Annotated in this window: 15 protein-coding genes; 2 read left to right on the top strand and 13 right to left on the bottom strand. The window is 54.5% G+C overall.

The genetic code is table 11. The features are described from left to right. Positions 1-139: 139 nt before the first annotated feature. Positions 140-3,706: an AAA family ATPase gene (locus ACYQ15_RS13710; protein ID WP_459938069.1), complete on the bottom strand. Its 3,567-nt coding sequence runs from the start codon at positions 3,704-3,706 to the stop codon at positions 140-142. Positions 3,707-3,793: 87 nt separating this feature from the next. Continuing rightward, positions 3,794-5,074 (bottom strand): metallophosphoesterase family protein, encoded by a 1,281-nt coding sequence (locus tag ACYQ15_RS13705; protein WP_459938068.1) that lies wholly within the window; start codon positions 5,072-5,074, stop codon positions 3,794-3,796. Between the two features lie 376 nt (positions 5,075-5,450). Here ACYQ15_RS13705 and ACYQ15_RS13700 point away from each other — a divergent pair, with 376 nt between their 5' ends. Together ACYQ15_RS13700 and ACYQ15_RS13695 are read left to right on the top strand one after the other, a co-directional pair. Further along, positions 5,451-6,128: a flagellar motor protein MotB gene (locus tag ACYQ15_RS13700; RefSeq protein ID WP_459938067.1), complete on the top strand. Its 678-nt coding sequence runs from the start codon at positions 5,451-5,453 to the stop codon at positions 6,126-6,128. Positions 6,129-6,156: 28 nt separating this feature from the next. Next, the gene (locus ACYQ15_RS13695; protein ID WP_459938066.1) at positions 6,157-7,014 is read left to right on the top strand and encodes a motility protein A; all 858 of its coding nucleotides are present in this window, start codon (positions 6,157-6,159) and stop codon (positions 7,012-7,014) included. Between the two features lie 703 nt (positions 7,015-7,717). Here the strand turns inward: ACYQ15_RS13695 and ACYQ15_RS13690 are convergent. From ACYQ15_RS13690 to ACYQ15_RS13640, 11 genes are all read right to left on the bottom strand, one after another. Next, the gene (locus ACYQ15_RS13690) at positions 7,718-8,125 is read right to left on the bottom strand and encodes a F0F1 ATP synthase subunit epsilon (RefSeq protein WP_459938065.1); all 408 of its coding nucleotides are present in this window, start codon (positions 8,123-8,125) and stop codon (positions 7,718-7,720) included. An 18-nt stretch (positions 8,126-8,143) separates the two neighbouring features. Then, the gene (atpD, locus tag ACYQ15_RS13685; RefSeq protein WP_459938064.1) at positions 8,144-9,550 is read right to left on the bottom strand and encodes a F0F1 ATP synthase subunit beta; all 1,407 of its coding nucleotides are present in this window, start codon (positions 9,548-9,550) and stop codon (positions 8,144-8,146) included. A 14-nt stretch (positions 9,551-9,564) separates the two neighbouring features. Beyond that, positions 9,565-10,446 carry a F0F1 ATP synthase subunit gamma gene (locus tag ACYQ15_RS13680; protein WP_459938063.1) on the bottom strand — a complete coding sequence of 294 codons (882 nt, stop codon included), beginning with the start codon at positions 10,444-10,446 and terminating at the stop codon, positions 9,565-9,567. Positions 10,447-10,463: 17 nt separating this feature from the next. Beyond that, the gene (gene atpA, locus ACYQ15_RS13675) at positions 10,464-11,975 is read right to left on the bottom strand and encodes a F0F1 ATP synthase subunit alpha (protein WP_459938062.1); all 1,512 of its coding nucleotides are present in this window, start codon (positions 11,973-11,975) and stop codon (positions 10,464-10,466) included. Between the two features lie 5 nt (positions 11,976-11,980). Further along, positions 11,981-12,532: an ATP synthase F1 subunit delta gene (gene atpH, locus ACYQ15_RS13670; protein WP_459938061.1), complete on the bottom strand. Its 552-nt coding sequence runs from the start codon at positions 12,530-12,532 to the stop codon at positions 11,981-11,983. Further along, the gene (gene atpF, locus ACYQ15_RS13665) at positions 12,529-13,095 is read right to left on the bottom strand and encodes a F0F1 ATP synthase subunit B (RefSeq protein ID WP_459938060.1); all 567 of its coding nucleotides are present in this window, start codon (positions 13,093-13,095) and stop codon (positions 12,529-12,531) included. The genes atpH and atpF overlap by 4 nt, the downstream gene beginning before the upstream one ends. A 29-nt stretch (positions 13,096-13,124) precedes the next feature. After that, positions 13,125-13,550, bottom strand: a complete 426-nt coding sequence (locus ACYQ15_RS13660) for a F0F1 ATP synthase subunit B (RefSeq protein ID WP_459938059.1) — start codon at positions 13,548-13,550, stop codon at positions 13,125-13,127. Between the two features lie 135 nt (positions 13,551-13,685). After that, positions 13,686-14,060 (bottom strand): bactofilin family protein, encoded by a 375-nt coding sequence (locus ACYQ15_RS13655; RefSeq protein ID WP_459938058.1) that lies wholly within the window; start codon positions 14,058-14,060, stop codon positions 13,686-13,688. Between the two features lie 66 nt (positions 14,061-14,126). After that, entirely contained in the window at positions 14,127-15,245 is a 1,119-nt protein-coding gene (rodA, locus tag ACYQ15_RS13650; RefSeq protein WP_459938057.1) for a rod shape-determining protein RodA, read from the bottom strand. Beyond that, entirely contained in the window at positions 15,232-16,980 is a 1,749-nt protein-coding gene (gene mrdA / locus ACYQ15_RS13645) for a penicillin-binding protein 2 (RefSeq protein WP_459938056.1), read from the bottom strand. The genes rodA and mrdA overlap by 14 nt, the downstream gene beginning before the upstream one ends. Before the next feature lie 37 nt (positions 16,981-17,017). Beyond that, the gene (locus tag ACYQ15_RS13640; protein ID WP_459938055.1) at positions 17,018-17,503 is read right to left on the bottom strand and encodes a hypothetical protein; all 486 of its coding nucleotides are present in this window, start codon (positions 17,501-17,503) and stop codon (positions 17,018-17,020) included.

The raw sequence follows: 17,503 nt of genomic DNA, 5'->3' as shown, positions 1-17,503 counted from the left end.
TCTTCCATCTCCTGGGTTCGTCGTCATGTCTCTGTCGCTACTCGACTGCAATCCATCTTATCTGGATTTTCCGGCTTCGCAAAGGTTGGAATACCGACAAATGGCGGCTGCACATGGCCGTAGATTGAGCTGTGTGGGATCAGTCGACTGGTTCATTTTCTCGTACGGCCATGGGTCCCAAGTGATGGATTTTGACAAGTTCCCGAATATGCCCATGGGCCTCGTCGGGTATATCCAGATTAATAGCCGCATCCACGACCCAGCCATGGTGGGTGAAAAGGATGACCTGATTTTTTCGACCCAGGTCGGCCAGCGCCCGGAGAGTGGCCGTGGTTCGATGATCATCGAAATTGATCAGAATGTCGTCGGCGATCAAGGGCATCGGCTCGTGGGATTCCAGCCGCCATTCCAAGGTAGCCAGGCGCAGGGCCAGATAGAGCTGATCCCTGGTGCCGAAACTCATTTCCGAGATGTTTTTCATGCTTCCGTTGGAGCTGACTCCCACCAGAACGGGATGTCCTTTGTCGTTGATGTCCGATCGCAATCCTGAAAATGAACCAAGTGTCAGGGCGGCAAAGTAGCGGGAAGCGATGGCCAGAATCGGTCCCTGATGTCGGCGGCGGTACTGTTCAACTTCCTGTTTCAGCAGTAGCGCGGCCAGGCGGACCCGGGTGTATCGGTCGGCTAATCGACGGATCAGGGACAGAGCTCCCTGGATTTCAGTTTCCTTGGCAGCGGCTGCGTCGCTGCCGTCCATGCGTTGCAACTCGCTTCGAGCTTCGCCTTTTTGCTCGGACAACGCCCTGATCCGCGGTTCCAGTTCATTGGCAATCTGACTCCGCAAGGCATCGATGCGTCCCGGCAGGGTGTCCGGGTCAACCTCAGCGCGTTGCCGATCCAGTTCATCCAGCGGCACGCCCTGAGCAATCTCCATCAGGACCTCCTCCTGTCGGGTCAACTCGGACCGGACGGCCAGCCACTGCTCATAGCGCTGCCGGGTTTCCCGCAGCCCTTCATTCGTCTCCTTTCCAGCCACACGTCGCAATTCGGTGAGCTGATTCTCCGTCATTTCCATGGTCACCTGGAAATGACGGATTTCTTCTTCAAGGCCTTCCAGGTCAGCGAGAAGCTTATCCCGGATTGTTTTCTGGGATCCGGCTTGTGTGAGCAGGGATTGCAGCTTGACTACGGCTTGATCCATGGTCAAGCCATCAAGCTCCGGAGCTGCGATGGATCCTGTCAGAGCCGCGGCCGCGGCTTCGAAGTGCTGGATGCAGGCATCAATATCATCGATCCGACCACGACACTGATCAGCCTGGTTGATTTTTTCCAGGCAGGTGCTCAGGGCTTCCAGAACGCCCACGGCCGCATCCGGAGTGGTTTCAAATGGCAGACCGAAACTGGTCAAGGCTTCCTTCCAGATCTGTCGCCAATCGTCAATTCTTTTTGAACATTGCTCTAGTGATTTGCCGCTCCTGTCCAGCTCCTGGGCAAGGCGAGCCAGTTCCTTGCGCAGGCTCACGATCTGCTCCCGCAGGGCTTTCAATGAGCCCAGATGCTGTTCCGCGTACTCGAGCAACGGGGCCAATTCTTCCGCGGAATCCGGATGCCGGCGGTTCAGCCGTCCCAGTTCCTTTGCCAGAAGAGCCAGCAGGTTCCGGCGTTGGACGAGAACCGGAGTTTTTTCGGCATTCGCTTTGCGGGCTTCCAGGAATTTCCGGCATCCTTCCTGACATTGCTCCAGCCACCCTCGCATTTCGGATGGAGTACGGGGCTCCAGTTCGAGAGGGGCCCAGAGTTCGCGCCACTGGGTTTCCAGGCGAATCTGCTCTTCCTCAGTCCGTGCCGCTTCTTCAGCCAGTTTTTCCAGCCGGCTTTCCAGTTTGCAGGCCTCAGTACGTTTCGTGACGTATTGATGAACCCTTTCAGCGGCTAAACGCAGGTGATCCGCGGCTTCGTCGGCAGCCTGCATCCCCTCTTCGAAAGCGGCCGGAAGGCTCATATTCCCGGCATAAGCCATGACATCCTCCGCCAGGTCTTGACCTTCCAGCCAGACCCCGCGAATCAGATGCCAGCCCTGATCACGGTGCCTTCTCCGCTGGAGCAGGTCCTCTTCCGTCACCACCTGGCCGGTCTGTTCGATGATTGCAATATCTTGCCGAATTCTCGTCAGATCTTCCTGCAGGGATTCACGCAGGGACAAATTGGTCTTCATGCCATCAGCGGTTTCCTTGAACCGGTCCGCGAACCAGGCAATGCTTTCAGCAGCGGGCAGGGGACGATTGGCAATCGCTTCCGGCTCGCCCTTCCAGAGACCGATGCGGGTGATTACTGCAGCCGCATTCTCCTTGAGCAGCAACGCGTCCTTGTCCAATTTGCGAATCTGGCTGTCCAGGTCTCCGGCTTTCTGGGCCATGTTCACGGCAGTGGCCAGCCCCTCCAGATCCGGCGCCTCCGGCAGCTGACTCAGAGCGCCTTGCACATTTTCAAAAGCCGTTGTCGCCTCCTGGAATTGACGCCGGGCTTGGGTTTCGGCCTCCGTCAAAACGGCAAAACGATTGCACAGAGAGTGAATGGTCTGGCGCTGCGCCAGCAGGTTCTTGATCTCATCGCGATGGTTCAGGTCGAGGGCCGGAGCGGACTGGGTCAGCAGGGTTTCGGCCTCTGTGCGCAGCCGCAACTGATCGGCGTGCAGGGCAGTTCGGTCCCTTCGGGCCTGATGGACCATTCCCAGTTGTTTATGCAAACTGTCGATGCTCTCAGCCTGATCCAGGATGTCCTGGCGGATTTGGGTTCCAGCGGTGCGCAGTTCCAGTCGCTCACGTCGGGAGCGGGCTTCCTGCAGGCTTTTGGCGGCGGCAGTGTGGTCTTCCATAGCCTGCAGCACACGCGTTGCAAAGTCTTCGCTGAGCGTGGCAACATCGGCCAGTGCGGCAAAGGTTTGCCGCAGCGAATCCCGCTTACCCATGCAGGGCAGGGCGCGCTGCAGGCGTTCCAGACGTTCCAGTTCGGTTCTCATGTGCTGGTTGATCTGTTCCGTTTCCTCCAGCTGCCTGGAAAGTTCATCCAGAACCTGGCGGCGTTTCTTCCATTCGCTTCCTGCCAGGCAAAGGTTGCGTATTTCCGCTTTCAAATCCGTGTGTCGTTTGATGGCCTGATTCAGTTGCGGATTGCGGCCGCTTGGCTTGAACAGGTCGGCTTCTTCCTGTTCCAACCGAGCAATGATCCCGTGCAGCGAAGCCAGCCCGACGCCGGCGGAGAACAATGCCTGGCCCACGTCGCCCTGCTGCTCCAGAATGGCCTTGCCCCCGGAGATCAAAGTCTCGTGGTCTATCCCGAAAAGGGAATTGAACAAGGGCTCTTCGATGCCGTTCAGGAATGCGTCCAGGATACGTTGATCCATGACTTGTTCGTTTCTGTCCAGCAGGTCGCCCACGTTGCGCTTGCGCCTCCAGAAGCTCAATATTCGGCCGTCCCGGTTCTGAAGCTCTCCCCCGATACGCAGCTTGTCGTATTTATGCTGAAAATTGTCGCTGGTTCTGGACTCGATGCCGTAGAGCAGGGCCCGGATGGCCCGCAGCGCCGTGCTTTTCCCGGCTTCATTCGGGCCGTAGACGACATGCAGCCCCGGATCCCGGGAAGTGAAATCCAGGCAGAGATTCGTAAAATGACCGTAGGCTGCCAGTTCCAGGCGGTTAATTTTCATCCTCCGCTCCCATTTCAGTAAATTTGCGTGAAGAGGAAAAAAAGAGAAACTGCGATTTGCCGACTTGTTCCGTTTGACAGAGGGAGATCAATGATCCCTCGGGTCATGTATCTCGGTTTCCAGCAGTTGGGCGACCAGAAGATTTTTGACATCCTCACGGATTTCGGCCCATTGCCCGGGGTTGGTCGGCGTAAAAGGATCTTCTCCGGTGAACAGTTCCGCCGGAAGCTTGCTCAAGAACACGTCGAAATCCGGATCGATATTCCGGAGAGCATCAGCGTCCATTTCCAGGTGCTGCAGGCCGGAGATCAACCCGCCCAAGGCCTCGTTGCTCTGGATCAACGTTTCCAGATCCAGCCGCTCATGGGTCCGCATGCGAATTTTTTCCAAACACAGGTCATCCCCGCCCAGATCCGCCGCCAGGGATCGCATGGCGTCTTCCCAGGAGGCCGGATTGGCCTGGAGTCGTTGGTGCATGGATGTCGTACCGTACAGTTCCAGACGGGCCACCATCGGCCGCCCGTCTCCGTCTTTCAGGACATCCAGCAATTGGTTCCGGGTCCTTTCCATGATTTCCTCCGGACCACGGCATCCGGAGACATCAACCCGGCACAAGTCCCAGCGCAGCACGTCCAGGTCCACGTGCTCCAGCCGGCTGACCTGTCCATCATTGACCGTGACCAGCGTGCAGCCCTTGGCGCCTGTTTCCCGGATCGTCCGGCCCTGGGTATTTCCGGGGAAAAGAATCCACGGATCTTCTTCCAGCACTACTTCCCGCTTGTGGATATGGCCCAGAGCCCAGTACTGATATCCTTTGCACCGCAATCCGTCGACGGTACAGGGGGCATACGGTTCGTGACCTTCACGTCCGTTCAAGCATGTATGCAGCAGACCGATGTTGAAAAAACCTTCCACAGGCGGCGGATAATTGCGGCTGAGGTCCTCGGAAACAACCCGGCCGGCGTATCCTTGTCCATGAATGGCGACCTGAAGGGATTCCAGCTTGTGCGTCTGGGCCTTACGGGAAGAAAAAAGAGAAACGTTTTCGGGCAGACTCAACGCTTTGCTGATATGGCTGACGGCGTCGTGGTTGCCCGAGACGATGAACACCTGAACTCCAGCCTCCCGCAACCGTGCCATCCGCTTGGCAAAATACAGTCCGGTGTTGAAATCCTTCCAATCGCCATCGAACAGGTCGCCCGCTATTACGATGAACGCGACCTGCTCACGCAGCGCCAGTTCCACCAGGTTGTCGAACGCACGGCGCGTGGCGCCCCGGATTTCATCCCGGACCCACTCCTCCGGCACCTGGACTCCCCGCAAAGGACTGTCCAGGTGAATGTCCGCAGCATGAATAAAGCTGAACATGAATTCTTCCTCCATGAGAACGCAAAAAACTCAATGAACGTGTTCACTGTTTGACGCAAGGCAGTCCGACACAGGAATTATGTGCCCGCAATTTCAAAGGGGGCATCATGCCATACCGGCAATTTGTTGCCAAAATGCTGACGTGATTATCAAGCGGCCGCAAATGGCATGAGCAGTCACATTCTCACGTAATGAGGCATTCTTCTCAATATTCTATGATTATTGATTATTTAACAAAAGGACAGACAGCGCATCATGGGCAAACTCTGCTTTTAGAACAGGCATTTAACTTGCAAATCGAAAGCACGCAACCAACGAGCCTGTTATGCTTCGAAAGAAAACAATTACCGACCATATCCAAACATCCGAACACCGGATGCCTATGAACCTGCCGGAATTCGCTCTGGAGCAGGGCGAGCAGCGTCACGCTACCTGGTCCGTTCCCTGGTCTGACCTGATGATGGTCATGTTCATCCTGTTTCTGGTTCTGTTTGTCTTTTCCCTTCGCGAAAAGGATCGCCTGGTGCTGAGCCACCGTTCCAGCGCAACCATTCAGACCGTTACGCCTTCGAGCGCCCAACTGAACATGCTGCCCCTCTACGATGTACTCCGGGAGAGACTGCTGGGCCATGAACGGATGCTGAACATCGCCTTTGCGGAAGACGCATCCATTGTCATTACACTCTTCGGCGAGAATATCTTTGATTCCATGTCCCACGAAATTGAACATCGCCCGGGTATTTTGCTGTCAAAGATTGGACATGCCATCTCCCTGGCTCAGGGAACAATCGTGATTACAGGTTTCGCCGATGATGCGCCTCCCGCTTCTCGAGGTTCTGATTCCCCTGAACGAGGAGTGTGGAAGGTCGCTGCGCTCCGCGCAGCTGCGGTCGCGGAGCACTTCGTGCTTCAAGCCGGCGTTAACCCGGAAATTTTGATCATCCAGGCGCGTGGCAATGCACCTCTTCCGTTGCCGGAATTCATGGAATCAAGGAATTCACAGCGCCGGCTGGAAATTCGGATCACCCCTGATAAACCTTTGATTGCACGCTGACAGCAAGTTTTACCCCAGGAGCACGTTCATGAAGAGCAGAACCCTGATTGCCGCGGCAATCTGCTTTATTGGATTCAGTTGCGTATTTTTTTTCTCGGGACAAGCTTCCATCTACTTTAACGCCACTGCCATGCTTGTAGTTGTCTTCGGCACACTGGGATCCGCCGTTCTGGGCAGTGGTCCTGAGGGGGTTCGCCGGGCCTGGCGATGTGCCGGGGCGGCATACTCCGAGGAGAGCATTTCCGAGCGGATTCTGGTCAAGGAACTGCTGCGTACAGCCCATATGTACAAGCGCTCGGGGCGGATCTGTTTGAGCGAAGAAACTCCGCACTACCCGCCTTTGAATCATGGTTTGGAAATGATTGAAGATGGGTACACGGAAATGGAGATTCGGGAGATCTTTCAGGCCGAAGCCAAGGCGTTCGTCCAACACCGGGAAGAGATGGAAAGAATCTTCAGAAACATGGCAACGTATGCTCCATCATTCGGAGTTGCCGGCAGCGTCATCGGTCTTGTCGGCATGCTTGTTGGCTTGGGAGATACTTCCCTGATATTAAGAAGCATTCCCGTCACCTTGGTTTCAACGCTTTACGGCATTGTATTGGCAAACTTCCTCTTTTTGCCACTGGCGGAAAAAATTCGCGAAAGCACACGTGGCGAATTGGCCTTGCGCCGACTTGTCTTGGGAGGAATGGTAGGTATGATTCGCGGAACGGATTTCCTCAAACTGCAGACAATGCTCAATGCGATCACGACGAAACAGGAAGCCCAGGTGGACGGTCTCCAGATCCTTCGTGAAATCAAGGCCGGTCTGCCGCACAAGCGCAGCCAACCCGAATCTCCCGCAACTCCCCTTGACATGGCCAATGCATTGAAACGCACCTGATGTGTTTGGTGTGCCTGGTGTGCCTGGTGTGCCTGGTGTGCCTGATGTGCCTGGTGTGCCTGGTGTGCCTGATGTGTTTGACTAGGCGCATCCGATATTATGATGCAGGCCGCAGAATTTGCGAGGCCGAATAATCGAATCAAGACGTGATGTAGCTGAGGAGTTGGGAATCAAAAAAAGTAACAACTCAGCAGAGTCAGAAAAAGATCTGGAAACCGGCTTTTGCCGGTATAACTAACATGGCAACGGCTTGCTCCGATTCGTCATTCAGGAGAAAGCCGGAATTTTCAGTGCTGGGGAGTGGTCATTCACCATATGTGCTGAATAGTTACAAGAAAAGTAACTGTTCGGCATGCTACTGCCCTGCGGACTTTGGCATCGCAATCGGCGTCGGTATCGGGATCGGGGTCGCAGGCGGAGCTATGCATAGGTCTTCTGAACATTTTTCGAAATCGGTTCCGACCCCGACACCGACCCCGATATCAGAGGCAGATCGCACACCATGTACTGAATAGTTACCAAAAAAAGACTTCTACAAACTCATGAAGTTGCCGCGCATGGCTCGGTATCGATATCGATACCGAACGCGATACCGATTTCAGAAATAGAGCGTGTGCTGAATTGGTGAGTCAAAAATGGAAACGGGAGCGAATCCGCTGGATTCGCTCCCGTTTATGCGTCTTATGCCAAAGCTTCGCTGCAGTTACGCAACCATGCTTCTTGTTTTCATTCTTGCCAATGCACGCTGCAGGGCAGCCTGTGTTCTGGCAAAGTCGATCTGAGCTTTTTGCTCGATCATTCGCTTTTCAGCGCGTTCCTTGGCCTTGCGAGCCCGCTCCGCGTCAATCTCCTCGGCACGTTCAGCAACTTCCGCCAGTACGCTCATCTTGTTCCCGGATACTTCCGCGAAACCGCCGGAAAGAAAAATCCAGTATGTTCTTCCATCCTTGTTGTAGTGCAGACTGCCAACACCAAGGGCGGACAAAAAAGGAGCGTGATCGGGCAGAACGCCAAACTCGCCGTTGTAACCGGGTGCGCCGACAAACTCGACGTCCTCACTTAAGAGTTTCCGGTCCGGAGTGACAATTTCCAAGTGTATGGTCTTGGCCATTTTCTGCCACCTTCAAGCTTAGAAGTTCTTCGCGTTTTCCAAAGCTTCCTCAATGGTACCGACCATATAGAAAGCCTGTTCGGAAATTTCGTCGTGCTTGCCTTCGATAATTTCCTTGAATCCACGAATGGTGTCCTCGAGTTTCACATAGCGGCCTTCCTTACCGGTGAACTGCGCGGCAACAAAGAAAGGCTGGGAAAGGAAACGCTGAATTTTCCGAGCACGCGATACGGTCACTTTGTCTTCGTCGGAAAGTTCGTCCATTCCAAGGATGGCGATGATATCCTGGAGGTCTTTGTACTTTTGCAGGATCATCTGCAGCTGCCGAGCGGTATTGTAGTGCTCGTGACCAAGAACAAGAGGGTCAAGGATGCTGGATGTGGAATCCAGGGGATCCACCGCGGGATAAATGCCCAGCTCGGCGATCTGTCGGGACAATACGATGGTTCCGTTCAAGTGAGCAAACGTGGTGGCCGGTGCAGGGTCGGTCAAGTCGTCCGCGGGAACGTAAACGGCCTGAACCGAGGTAATAGATCCCTTGGTAGTGGATGTAATGCGCTCCTGGAGTTCACCAAGGTCTGTTCCAAGCGTAGGCTGATAACCCACCGCGGAAGGCATGCGGCCAAGAAGAGCGGATACCTCGGAACCGGCCTGGGTGAATCGGAAGATGTTGTCAACGAAGAGCAATACGTCCTGACCTTCCTCATCGCGAAAGTATTCAGCGGAAGCCAGGGCGGTCAAAGCAACGCGGGCACGGGCTCCCGGAGGCTCGTTCATCTGACCGTAGATCAACACGGCCTTTTCGATAACGCCGGCGTCCTTCATTTCGTGATACAGGTCGTTTCCTTCACGAGTCCTCTCTCCAACACCGGCGAACACTGAAATACCACCGTGCTGCTTGGCGATGTTGTTGATCATTTCCATCAGGATAACGGTCTTGCCAACGCCTGCGCCACCGAACATGCCGATTTTTCCGCCCTTGGGAAACGGGATCAGCAGGTCGATAACCTTAACGCCGGTTTCCAGCAGTTCAACCTTGGTGCTTTGTTCGGTGAAGCTGGGTGCCTTGCGGTGAATGGGCATCATTTTGTCGGATTTGACTTCACCCATTTCATCCACGGGGCGACCGACAACGTTCAATATGCGCCCCAGGGCAGGCTGGCCAACGGGAATCATGATCGGCTTGCCCGTGGCTTTGGCGACAGTGCCGCGAACAAGACCGTCCGTAGCGTCCATGGCGATGCAGCGGACTAGGTTGTTCCCAAGGTGCTGAGCAACTTCGACCACGAGGTCGGGCGCATCTTCATTATTGGGATTATGAATATTCAAAGCACTCAAGATGTATGGCAGCTTTCCCTCTGGAAAGGACACGTCAACGACGGGCCCAATGACTTGCGCCACCTTTCCTTCCATAAGTTCACTCATGTACTACGCCCCCTTTAGGCTGATTTCAGTGCTTCAGCACCGCCGACGATATCCATCAGCTCTTTGGTAATGGTGCTTTGCCGTGCCTTGTTGTAGACCAAGGTTAATGATTTTGCCAATTCGTCACAATTTTTCGTCGCATTGTCCATGGCCCGCATCCGGGCGGCATGTTCACTTGCGTTGGTATCCAAAAGACCGCGGTAAATCTGAACGTTTACGAACCGCGGCAACAATTCGGATAGGATGCCTTCGACGGAAGGCTCATAGATGTATTCGCTGGGAGCGGCCTCAACTTCCTCAACGGCTTCGGCAGCCGAGACGATAGGCAGCACCTGGAGAGTGGTCACTGACTGCTTGGCGATGCTGATGAACTCGCCGAATACGATGTTGACTTCGTCGTACTCCTGGTCCAGGTAGCCGTTCATCAGCTTGGTTCCGAGTTCCGCTCCCAAATTGAAGTCAAAGGTATTCATCACGTTGACGTATTCTGAAATGATGGGCCATGGCTGCTTGCGCATTACGTCACGACCCTTTTTGCCGACGCAGATGAATTCCACTGTTTTGCCCGCTGCTTCCTTTTCCAAGGCCAGCTTGCGGGCTTTCGTGGTCAGGTTGACGTTAAAGCTGCCGCAAAGCCCTCTGTCCGCGGTAACCAGGACGATCACAACCTTTTTGATCTCCTCGCGGACTTCCAGCAAAGGGTGCGCGGAAGCATCAGTGCGGCTGCTCAGGTCAGTGAGCATGTCATAGAACTTGTCGGCGTAAGGTCGAAACCGCTCGATGCGTTGTTGGGCCTTGCGCAACTTAGCCGACGCCACCATGTTCATGGCTTTGGTGATCTGCTTGGTCTTCTTGACCCCGCTGATCTTGCGCTGAATGTCCTTTAAAGAAGGCATTATTCTCTCCTCAACGGTTATTCAGCCTGGAAGGTCTTCTTTACAGCTTCGATAGCCTCGCGCAGTTTCGCTTCAAGATCCGCATCCAGAGCCTGCTTGGTTTTGATGGCATCCAGAATGTCCGGCCGCTGGTTGCGCATATATTCCTGCAATTCGTTTTCAAACTTGGCAACGGAAGAAACCGGGAGATCGTCCATCAAGCCTCGGGTTCCGGCATATAAAGAGACAACCTGCTCGGCCACGTTCATGGGCTGATACTGAGGCTGCTTCAAGAGTTCAACAAGACGCATGCCGCGGTTGAGACGCTGCTGAGTGGATTTGTCCAAATCCGATCCGAACTGGGCAAAGGCGGCCAACTCACGATACTGAGCCAGATCCAGACGCAATGTGCCGGCAACCTGCTTCATCGCCTTGATCTGAGCAGCGCCGCCAACGCGGGATACGGACAAACCGACGTTGATCGCGGGACGCACGCCGGCATAGAACAAGCTCGGCTCAAGATAGACCTGACCGTCCGTGATGGAGATGACGTTGGTCGGGATGTAGGCGGATACGTCGCCGGCCTGGGTTTCAATGATCGGCAGAGCGGTCAGGGATCCGGCGCCCATGCTGTCGTTGACTTTGGCGGCACGCTCCAGCAAGCGGGAGTGGTTGTAGAAAATGTCGCCGGGGAAAGCTTCGCGTCCTGGAGGGCGGCGCAGAAGAAGGGACATCTGGCGATAGGCTACGGCCTGCTTGGAAAGGTCGTCGTAGATGATCAGGGCATGCTTGCCGCTGTCCCTGTAGTACTCGGCCATGGTGCAACCTGCGTAGGCAGCGATGTACTGCAGCGAAGCAGGTTCGGAAGCCGTGGCTGAGATAACCGTGGTGTATTCCATGGCGCCGTACTTGCGGAGCGTATCCACGACCAGGGCAACTGTGGACTTCTTTTGGCCGATGGCAACATAAAAGCAGAAAATGTCGCTGTCTTTCTGGGCCAGGATGGCATCCAGGCAGAGCGCCGTCTTGCCGATCTGACGGTCGCCGATAACCAGTTCGCGCTGTCCGCGGCCGATGGGCGTCATGGCGTCAACGGCCTTCAAGCCGGTGTACATGGGTTCATGAACGGACTTTCGGGCGACGATTCCCGGCGCCTTGATTTCCACTTTCCGGAATTCCTTGCCTTCAATGGGGCCCAACCCATCCAGCGGATTGCCGAGAGGATCGATGACGCGTCCGACAACGGGATCGCCAACGGGTACGGAAAAGATCCGCCCTGTACGCTTGACTGTGTCGCCTTCCTTGATGTGCGTGTCTTCGCCCAGCAGAGCAACACCAACGTTGTCCTCTTCCAGGTTCAACACCATTCCATAGACGCCGCCGGTAAATTCCAGCAACTCCATGGCCATGGCGTTTTCAACGCCGTAAACACGCGCAATGCCGTCACCGACGGAGAGAACGACGCCAGTCTCGCTCATCTCCACGCGCTGTTCGTAATTCTCAATCTGGCTTTCAATAATTTTGCTGATTTCATCTGCTTTAATTTGCATGGCCGTTACTCACCCCTCTTGATGGTTTCTCTCATCGCGACCAGTTGGGCCCGAAGGCTGGCATCCAATACCCTGTCCCCAATTTTCAATACCAATCCACCCAGTATGTTCGGGTCGACCGCGTAGTCGAGAATCAACTGGCGGCTGGTCTTTTCCTCCAGTGATTTCTTCAGCTGTTCTTGAATTTCCGGCTCCAGATCAATGGCCGTAATCATTTTGCCGCGAGCTATGCCTTGGTGCTCATCCAGCAGTTCGGCGTAGTAGGCCTGAATGTCGGCCAGAAAACCTAATCTGTTGTTGTCAGCAAGAAGATGACAAAAATTAACGATCATCTGCTGAGGTTTGATTTTTGAAAGAATCGCATCAACAACCGCTTTTTTTTCTTCCACCTTGAAAACAGGATTTCGGAATATGCGGTCCAGTTGTGGCGACTCGTTCAAGGCCTCAACCAACCCGGAAAGATTCTCGCCGTAGGCGACGAGTTCAGCTTCTCCCTGAGCCAAGCCCAAGGAGAACAAAGCCCGGGCATATCTTCGCGCCACCAGGTTTCCAATCAATGCAGCACCACCCTTGTTAAGGATTGTTGGATCAATTTTTCATGGCCTTCTTTGGTCAACTGGGCTTGAATCATTTTCTCAGCAGCCTCGATGACCATATCCGCAAGCTCTTCACGCAGCTTGTCCGTTGCCAGCTTGTACTCCTGGGTGGCGGAAGACTCGGCCTGAGCCTTGATCTGGGCGGCTTTCTCATGCGCCTGGGCGATTATTGCCTGCTTCAATGCTTCCCCCTGCTGCTGAAAATCCGCCAGGACCTTCTCGCGCTGGGTGTCCAGATCCTTGATTTGGGCCTCTACTTCCTGGAGCTTCTTGTCAGCCTCGGTCCGGCGCTGGTCAAGTTCCACAAGTTCATCACGAATCTTCTCGCGACGGTCCGAGAGAAGCTTTCCAATGCGCTTCCCGGCTGCCCAGTAGAGAATCGCGACGAAGATGATGAAGTTGATCACCCGCCACATGAAATCTCTCCACTTGGCCATGTCTCCTGCCTCCGCGGCAGACCATGCCAAGCCGGCGCTCACAAGCACCATAATTACCATGATCAAAAAAATCGCTATCCGTTTCAACTCCAAGCCCTCCTTACGGTAAAGTGCTGTTACACGGCCCAGCCGACAACTTTCTTTGTGACCTTTTGCGCATAATTCTCTACCCGGGACGTGAGAACTTTTTGACTCGCGCGTACCTGTGACGCGGCATCATTCCGGGCGGATTTCAAATGTTGAGCGGCCGCACTGTTGGCATCCCCCAGCAGAGCTGCTTCTTCCTGGAATCCTTCAGCCTTGAGCTGGGCGCGTATATCAATTCCCTTCTGCCGGGCGACGGTCAACGCGTCTTCGTAGGATTTAATTTTATCAGTGGCTTGAGCGGTAAAGTTTTCCACGTCACTCAATTGCGCGGCCATTCTTTGCCCACGTTTCTTGATGACGGCACGGATGGGCCGATAGAGGACAGCATTCAAGACCGCCAAAACGATGAAGAAGTTAATGAGCTGAATGATCATAGAAATGTTGACATCAATCATAATCTGTCCTCCGGGTGGATATGTGAATTTTAGTGCAAGCCAAAAGGCCTCTAGCTAATTTTAAGGTCTCTGTCAAAACATTTCATTTTTATTCTTGGACTTGATGAGAATCACCATATGCAGAACCTGATTTCATCAGGGTTGTTGCTCTCCAAATTCTTGCTCGGACAAGGTTGTCTCGTTTTTTTTGGACATGAGCACTTCTCCGTCCAGGATCGCTCCTTCCTCGATGACCAGGCTCGGCGTGCGCATTGTTCCCTGCATATTCGCTGATTTGTTCAGAACAACCTTGTTGTCGGCAACGACTTGACCTTTGAGGGAACCGCTGAGAATCAAGCTGCCGACATGCACATCGCCGTCGATCTTAGCGTCCTGACCGACGATAAGCGTCCCTTCCGAATCAATTTGGCCCAAGAAGCTGCCGTCGATCCGGACCGAGCCCTGAAACTGCAACTTCCCCTCGTAGGAAGTTCCCGCACCCAGGAACGCATTGATTTCGTCCTTGGCCATGATTGGTGATCCTTTGTTTTGTTTGAAGAAAGTATGCATGTTCGCGACCGGTTTGAGAGAGAAAAATCAGTTCTTTTTGAAAAAGAAACGCCGCATGGACACGTTCAGGGCGAGCCCTATCAAACAAAAACTGGTTAAGGTGGAGGTGCCGCCGTAGCTGATCAGCGGAAGTGGTATGCCCACCACGGGCATCAGTCCGAGCACCATGCCCATATTAATGGCAATCTGCCAAAAAAAGTAGAAAAAAATCCCCACGGCAAGGTAGCAGCCAAAATTGTCCTTGGCTTCCGCGGCGGCGCGGATAAAATTTAGCAAAAACAGACAGAGCAGGAGCAAAAGAATGAAGCAGCCGATAAATCCCCATTCTTCACCGAAGACTGCGAGTGCGAAATCAGTATGCTTTTCCGGCAAAAAGCGCAATTGACTTTGGGTGCCTTCCAGAAAACCCCGTCCCCACAATTGGCCTGAGCCCACGGCTATCTGGGACTGGATGATATGGTAGCCCGATCCCAGGGGATCATTGCTCGGGTCGAGAAATCCCAGGATGCGCTGGCGCTGGTAGTCGTGCAGAACATACCATCCAAGAGGCAGAATAGCTGGAGTAACCAGTGCCAACACCTTCAGCACCGGCCCGCGTACGCCCCGGAACAGGATCATGCCTCCGAGAATCAGGAGTAGTGTGATTGCCGAGCCGAGATCCGGCTGCTTGACGATGAGCAGAGCCGGTGGCAGGCCGATGGCCGCAAATATCAACAACTGCCGCCACCCGAGCTTGCCCTGATCCTGGGAGAGAAGTTTCGCGCTGATGACAAGCAGGGATATTTTGGCGAATTCGCTGGTCTGGAAATTGAACAGTCCCAGATCCAGCCAGCGCTTGGCTCCCATGATGGTCTTTCCCCAGAGCAGTGTCATCAGCAGCATGAGGATGGTCAGGATGAACAATGGCCAAGCCAACGTATGCAAATGACGGTAATCGACCACCAAAAAAAAGATCATGCCGCCCAGGCCGATCATGCCCCAATACAATTGCTTGCGGTAAAACGACGAGGTCAGGGTGATGCCGTCTTCCATGCGGAAACCGCTGGCTGAATACAGGTTGACGACGCCCATGGCGAAAAGGATCAGGGCCAGACCCATGAGGGTCCAGTCAAAATGGGAGATCAATCGACGATCAATCAGCGTCATGAAATTGATCCTCGGGAAACAGGTAGTCATAGATGGTTTTAATGATCGGGCCGGCTGTAGAACCTCCGCCTCCGCCATGTTCGATCATGGCGACGATCACATAGCTGCGGCCGTCTTTCTGTCCGAAAGAGGTCATCCAGGCATGATCCCGAAGGTGGTAGGGAATGTCCTGAAGCTTGGCCCTTTCGAATTCAGCCATCAACCGGACCACTTGTGCCGTCCCGGTCTTGGCGCCAAGCCGAACATCGGGCCTGGCGATACGACGGGCCGTTCCACGGCTGTCTTCAACGGTATTGACCATGGTTTGAACCAGGAAATCCCGGTGAGAGGCCAGCAATGGAAGCTCGCTTTGCACTTCCGGGGGGGCATCGGCAAGCAACTGGGGTTTGAGCAGCTTGCCGCCATTGATCAACGCGGCATTGTATCTGGCTACTTGAATCGGAGTGGTGAGCATGAATCCCTGGCCTATGGACATGTTGAAATTTTCGCCGCGATGCCAGGGTTCGTTGAATCGACGACGCTTCCAATCACGACTTGGCACGAGTCCGCTGGATTCATGCGGCAGATCAATGCCGGTGCGCACGCCGAATCCGCTCTGTACGGAATAAGGATGCATTCGATCCACCCCAAGCTTGTCCCCCAGGGTGTAGAAATAGGTGTCGCAGGATTGCACCAGCCCCTTGTTCATGTCCATCCAGCCATGGCCGCCCCGCTCCCAGCATCGAAAAAGCCGATTGCCGAGACGAAGCCCGCCGGAACAAAAGACCCTATCGCTGGGTACGGCTGTCCTCTCAGTCAACGCTGCTCCTGCTATGACCAGCTTGAAGACGGAGCCGGGTGGGTAGGCGCTTTGGATGGCTCGGTTCTGCAGGGGATGGGCCGGATTGTCGCGCAGTTCGGCCCAATCGGCATGGCTCAAGGTGGTGACGAACAGGTTGTTGTCAAAAGAGGGCTTGCTGACCAGGGCCAAAACCTGTCCGGTATCCGCCTCCAGGACGATGACGGAGCCGACATGATCGCCCATCTGGGCATCTACATACCGTTGCAGTTCCAGGTCGATACTCAATCGAATATCGTTTCCGGCCTGGGGCGGGGTCAGCAGGGTCGTTCCGAGTTGGCGGCCGGCAGCGTCCACGTCAACCTGGCGCAAGCCCTTCTTCCCGCGCAAGACGTTTTCCATGGTGAGTTCCATGCCCTTCTTTCCGATGCTGTCGCCCAGGTTCAACTCAGGATCGGCATTCATCTCCTGTTCGTTGGCCTCCGCCACATACCCGATGACATGGGCCAGCAACGGACCGTCCAGGTAGGTTCGTCTGGGTTTGGTAACGATCTTCAGTTCCGGCCAGACCAGCGTATTGGCCTCAATTGTCGCCAATTGCTCAAAGGTGAGGGAATGAACCAGGATTTGCGGCTCGAAGCGCCTGATTCTGAGACGGCCCTTTTCAAAGGTTTCGCGGATTGATTCAGGATCCAAGTCCAGCCAAATCGCGACCTGGTTGAGGACTTCAGGTATGTTCCGGGAGTCCTCGCGTACGATGGCCAGTGCATAGGCCGGCTCATTGACCGCCAACAACGTCCCGACCCTGTCCCTGATCAAACCGCGTGGGGCATAGACAAGCTGATGCCGGATGCGGTTGTTTTCCGCTCTGTTCGCGAATTCCTGACCTCTGTGCAACTGCAGATACCAGAAGCGCAAAATGAAGATCAGAAACAGCCCCAGAACCAATAGTTGCAAGAACAGCAACCCGTTTCTGGGAAATTGCTGGTCGGTGTCACGAGAGAGATTCATATCGGGAGAAAAATCGGTAGCAAGCGTTCAGGATCAGCCAGCTCGCCAAAAAGGTCACGAACACAAAGGCGCTTTCCCATAGCAGGCGCTGGCTGGAAATGGTCAAGGACTGCAGACCGGCCATGGTTTGCAGGATGATCAAATGCAACAGAGTGAATGCAAAAATCAGGAAGAAAATGAATATCGGGCTGCGGCTTTCAAAGAAGCTTCGACCAAGAAAAAAAAGTCCGATCAGGCTGCCATAGCGTAGAATGGAGGTGCCGAAGACAAGGGGTCCGGTTCCTTCCTGAATCAGGACGCTGAGCAGTACGAGAAACAGGGCATGCCGCAATCGTTCCTGTTGCAGACACAACAGGATGCCGGGCACAAAGAAATCCATTCCGGAGACAAAGAGCTGAAGCCAGACCGCTGTAATGAAGTACAAACTCCAGAAAATTCGCAGAGGGGTCAGGCCAATGGAGGACGTCAC

It is taken from the genome of Desulfonatronum parangueonense, from assembly GCF_054656975.1.
This window is presented reverse-complemented; position numbering and strand designations above follow the sequence as displayed.

What these genes read in the sequence shown, in the direction of transcription:
- ACYQ15_RS13710 (WP_459938069.1), bottom strand. Translation starts at nt 3,706, where the DNA reads ATGAAAATTAACCGCCTGGAACTGGCAGCCTACGGTCATTTTACGAAT.
- ACYQ15_RS13705 (WP_459938068.1), bottom strand. Translation starts at nt 5,074, where the DNA reads ATGTTCAGCTTTATTCATGCTGCGGACATTCACCTGGACAGTCCTTTG.
- ACYQ15_RS13700 (WP_459938067.1), top strand. Translation starts at nt 5,451, where the DNA reads ATGCCTATGAACCTGCCGGAATTCGCTCTGGAGCAGGGCGAGCAGCGT.
- ACYQ15_RS13695 (WP_459938066.1), top strand. Translation starts at nt 6,157, where the DNA reads ATGAAGAGCAGAACCCTGATTGCCGCGGCAATCTGCTTTATTGGATTC.
- ACYQ15_RS13690 (WP_459938065.1), bottom strand. Translation starts at nt 8,125, where the DNA reads ATGGCCAAGACCATACACTTGGAAATTGTCACTCCGGACCGGAAACTC.
- atpD (WP_459938064.1), bottom strand. Translation starts at nt 9,550, where the DNA reads ATGAGTGAACTTATGGAAGGAAAGGTGGCGCAAGTCATTGGGCCCGTC.
- ACYQ15_RS13680 (WP_459938063.1), bottom strand. Translation starts at nt 10,446, where the DNA reads ATGCCTTCTTTAAAGGACATTCAGCGCAAGATCAGCGGGGTCAAGAAG.
- atpA (WP_459938062.1), bottom strand. Translation starts at nt 11,975, where the DNA reads ATGCAAATTAAAGCAGATGAAATCAGCAAAATTATTGAAAGCCAGATT.
- ACYQ15_RS13660 (WP_459938059.1), bottom strand. Translation starts at nt 13,550, where the DNA reads ATGATTGATGTCAACATTTCTATGATCATTCAGCTCATTAACTTCTTC.
- ACYQ15_RS13655 (WP_459938058.1), bottom strand. Translation starts at nt 14,060, where the DNA reads ATGGCCAAGGACGAAATCAATGCGTTCCTGGGTGCGGGAACTTCCTAC.
- rodA (WP_459938057.1), bottom strand. Translation starts at nt 15,245, where the DNA reads ATGACGCTGATTGATCGTCGATTGATCTCCCATTTTGACTGGACCCTC.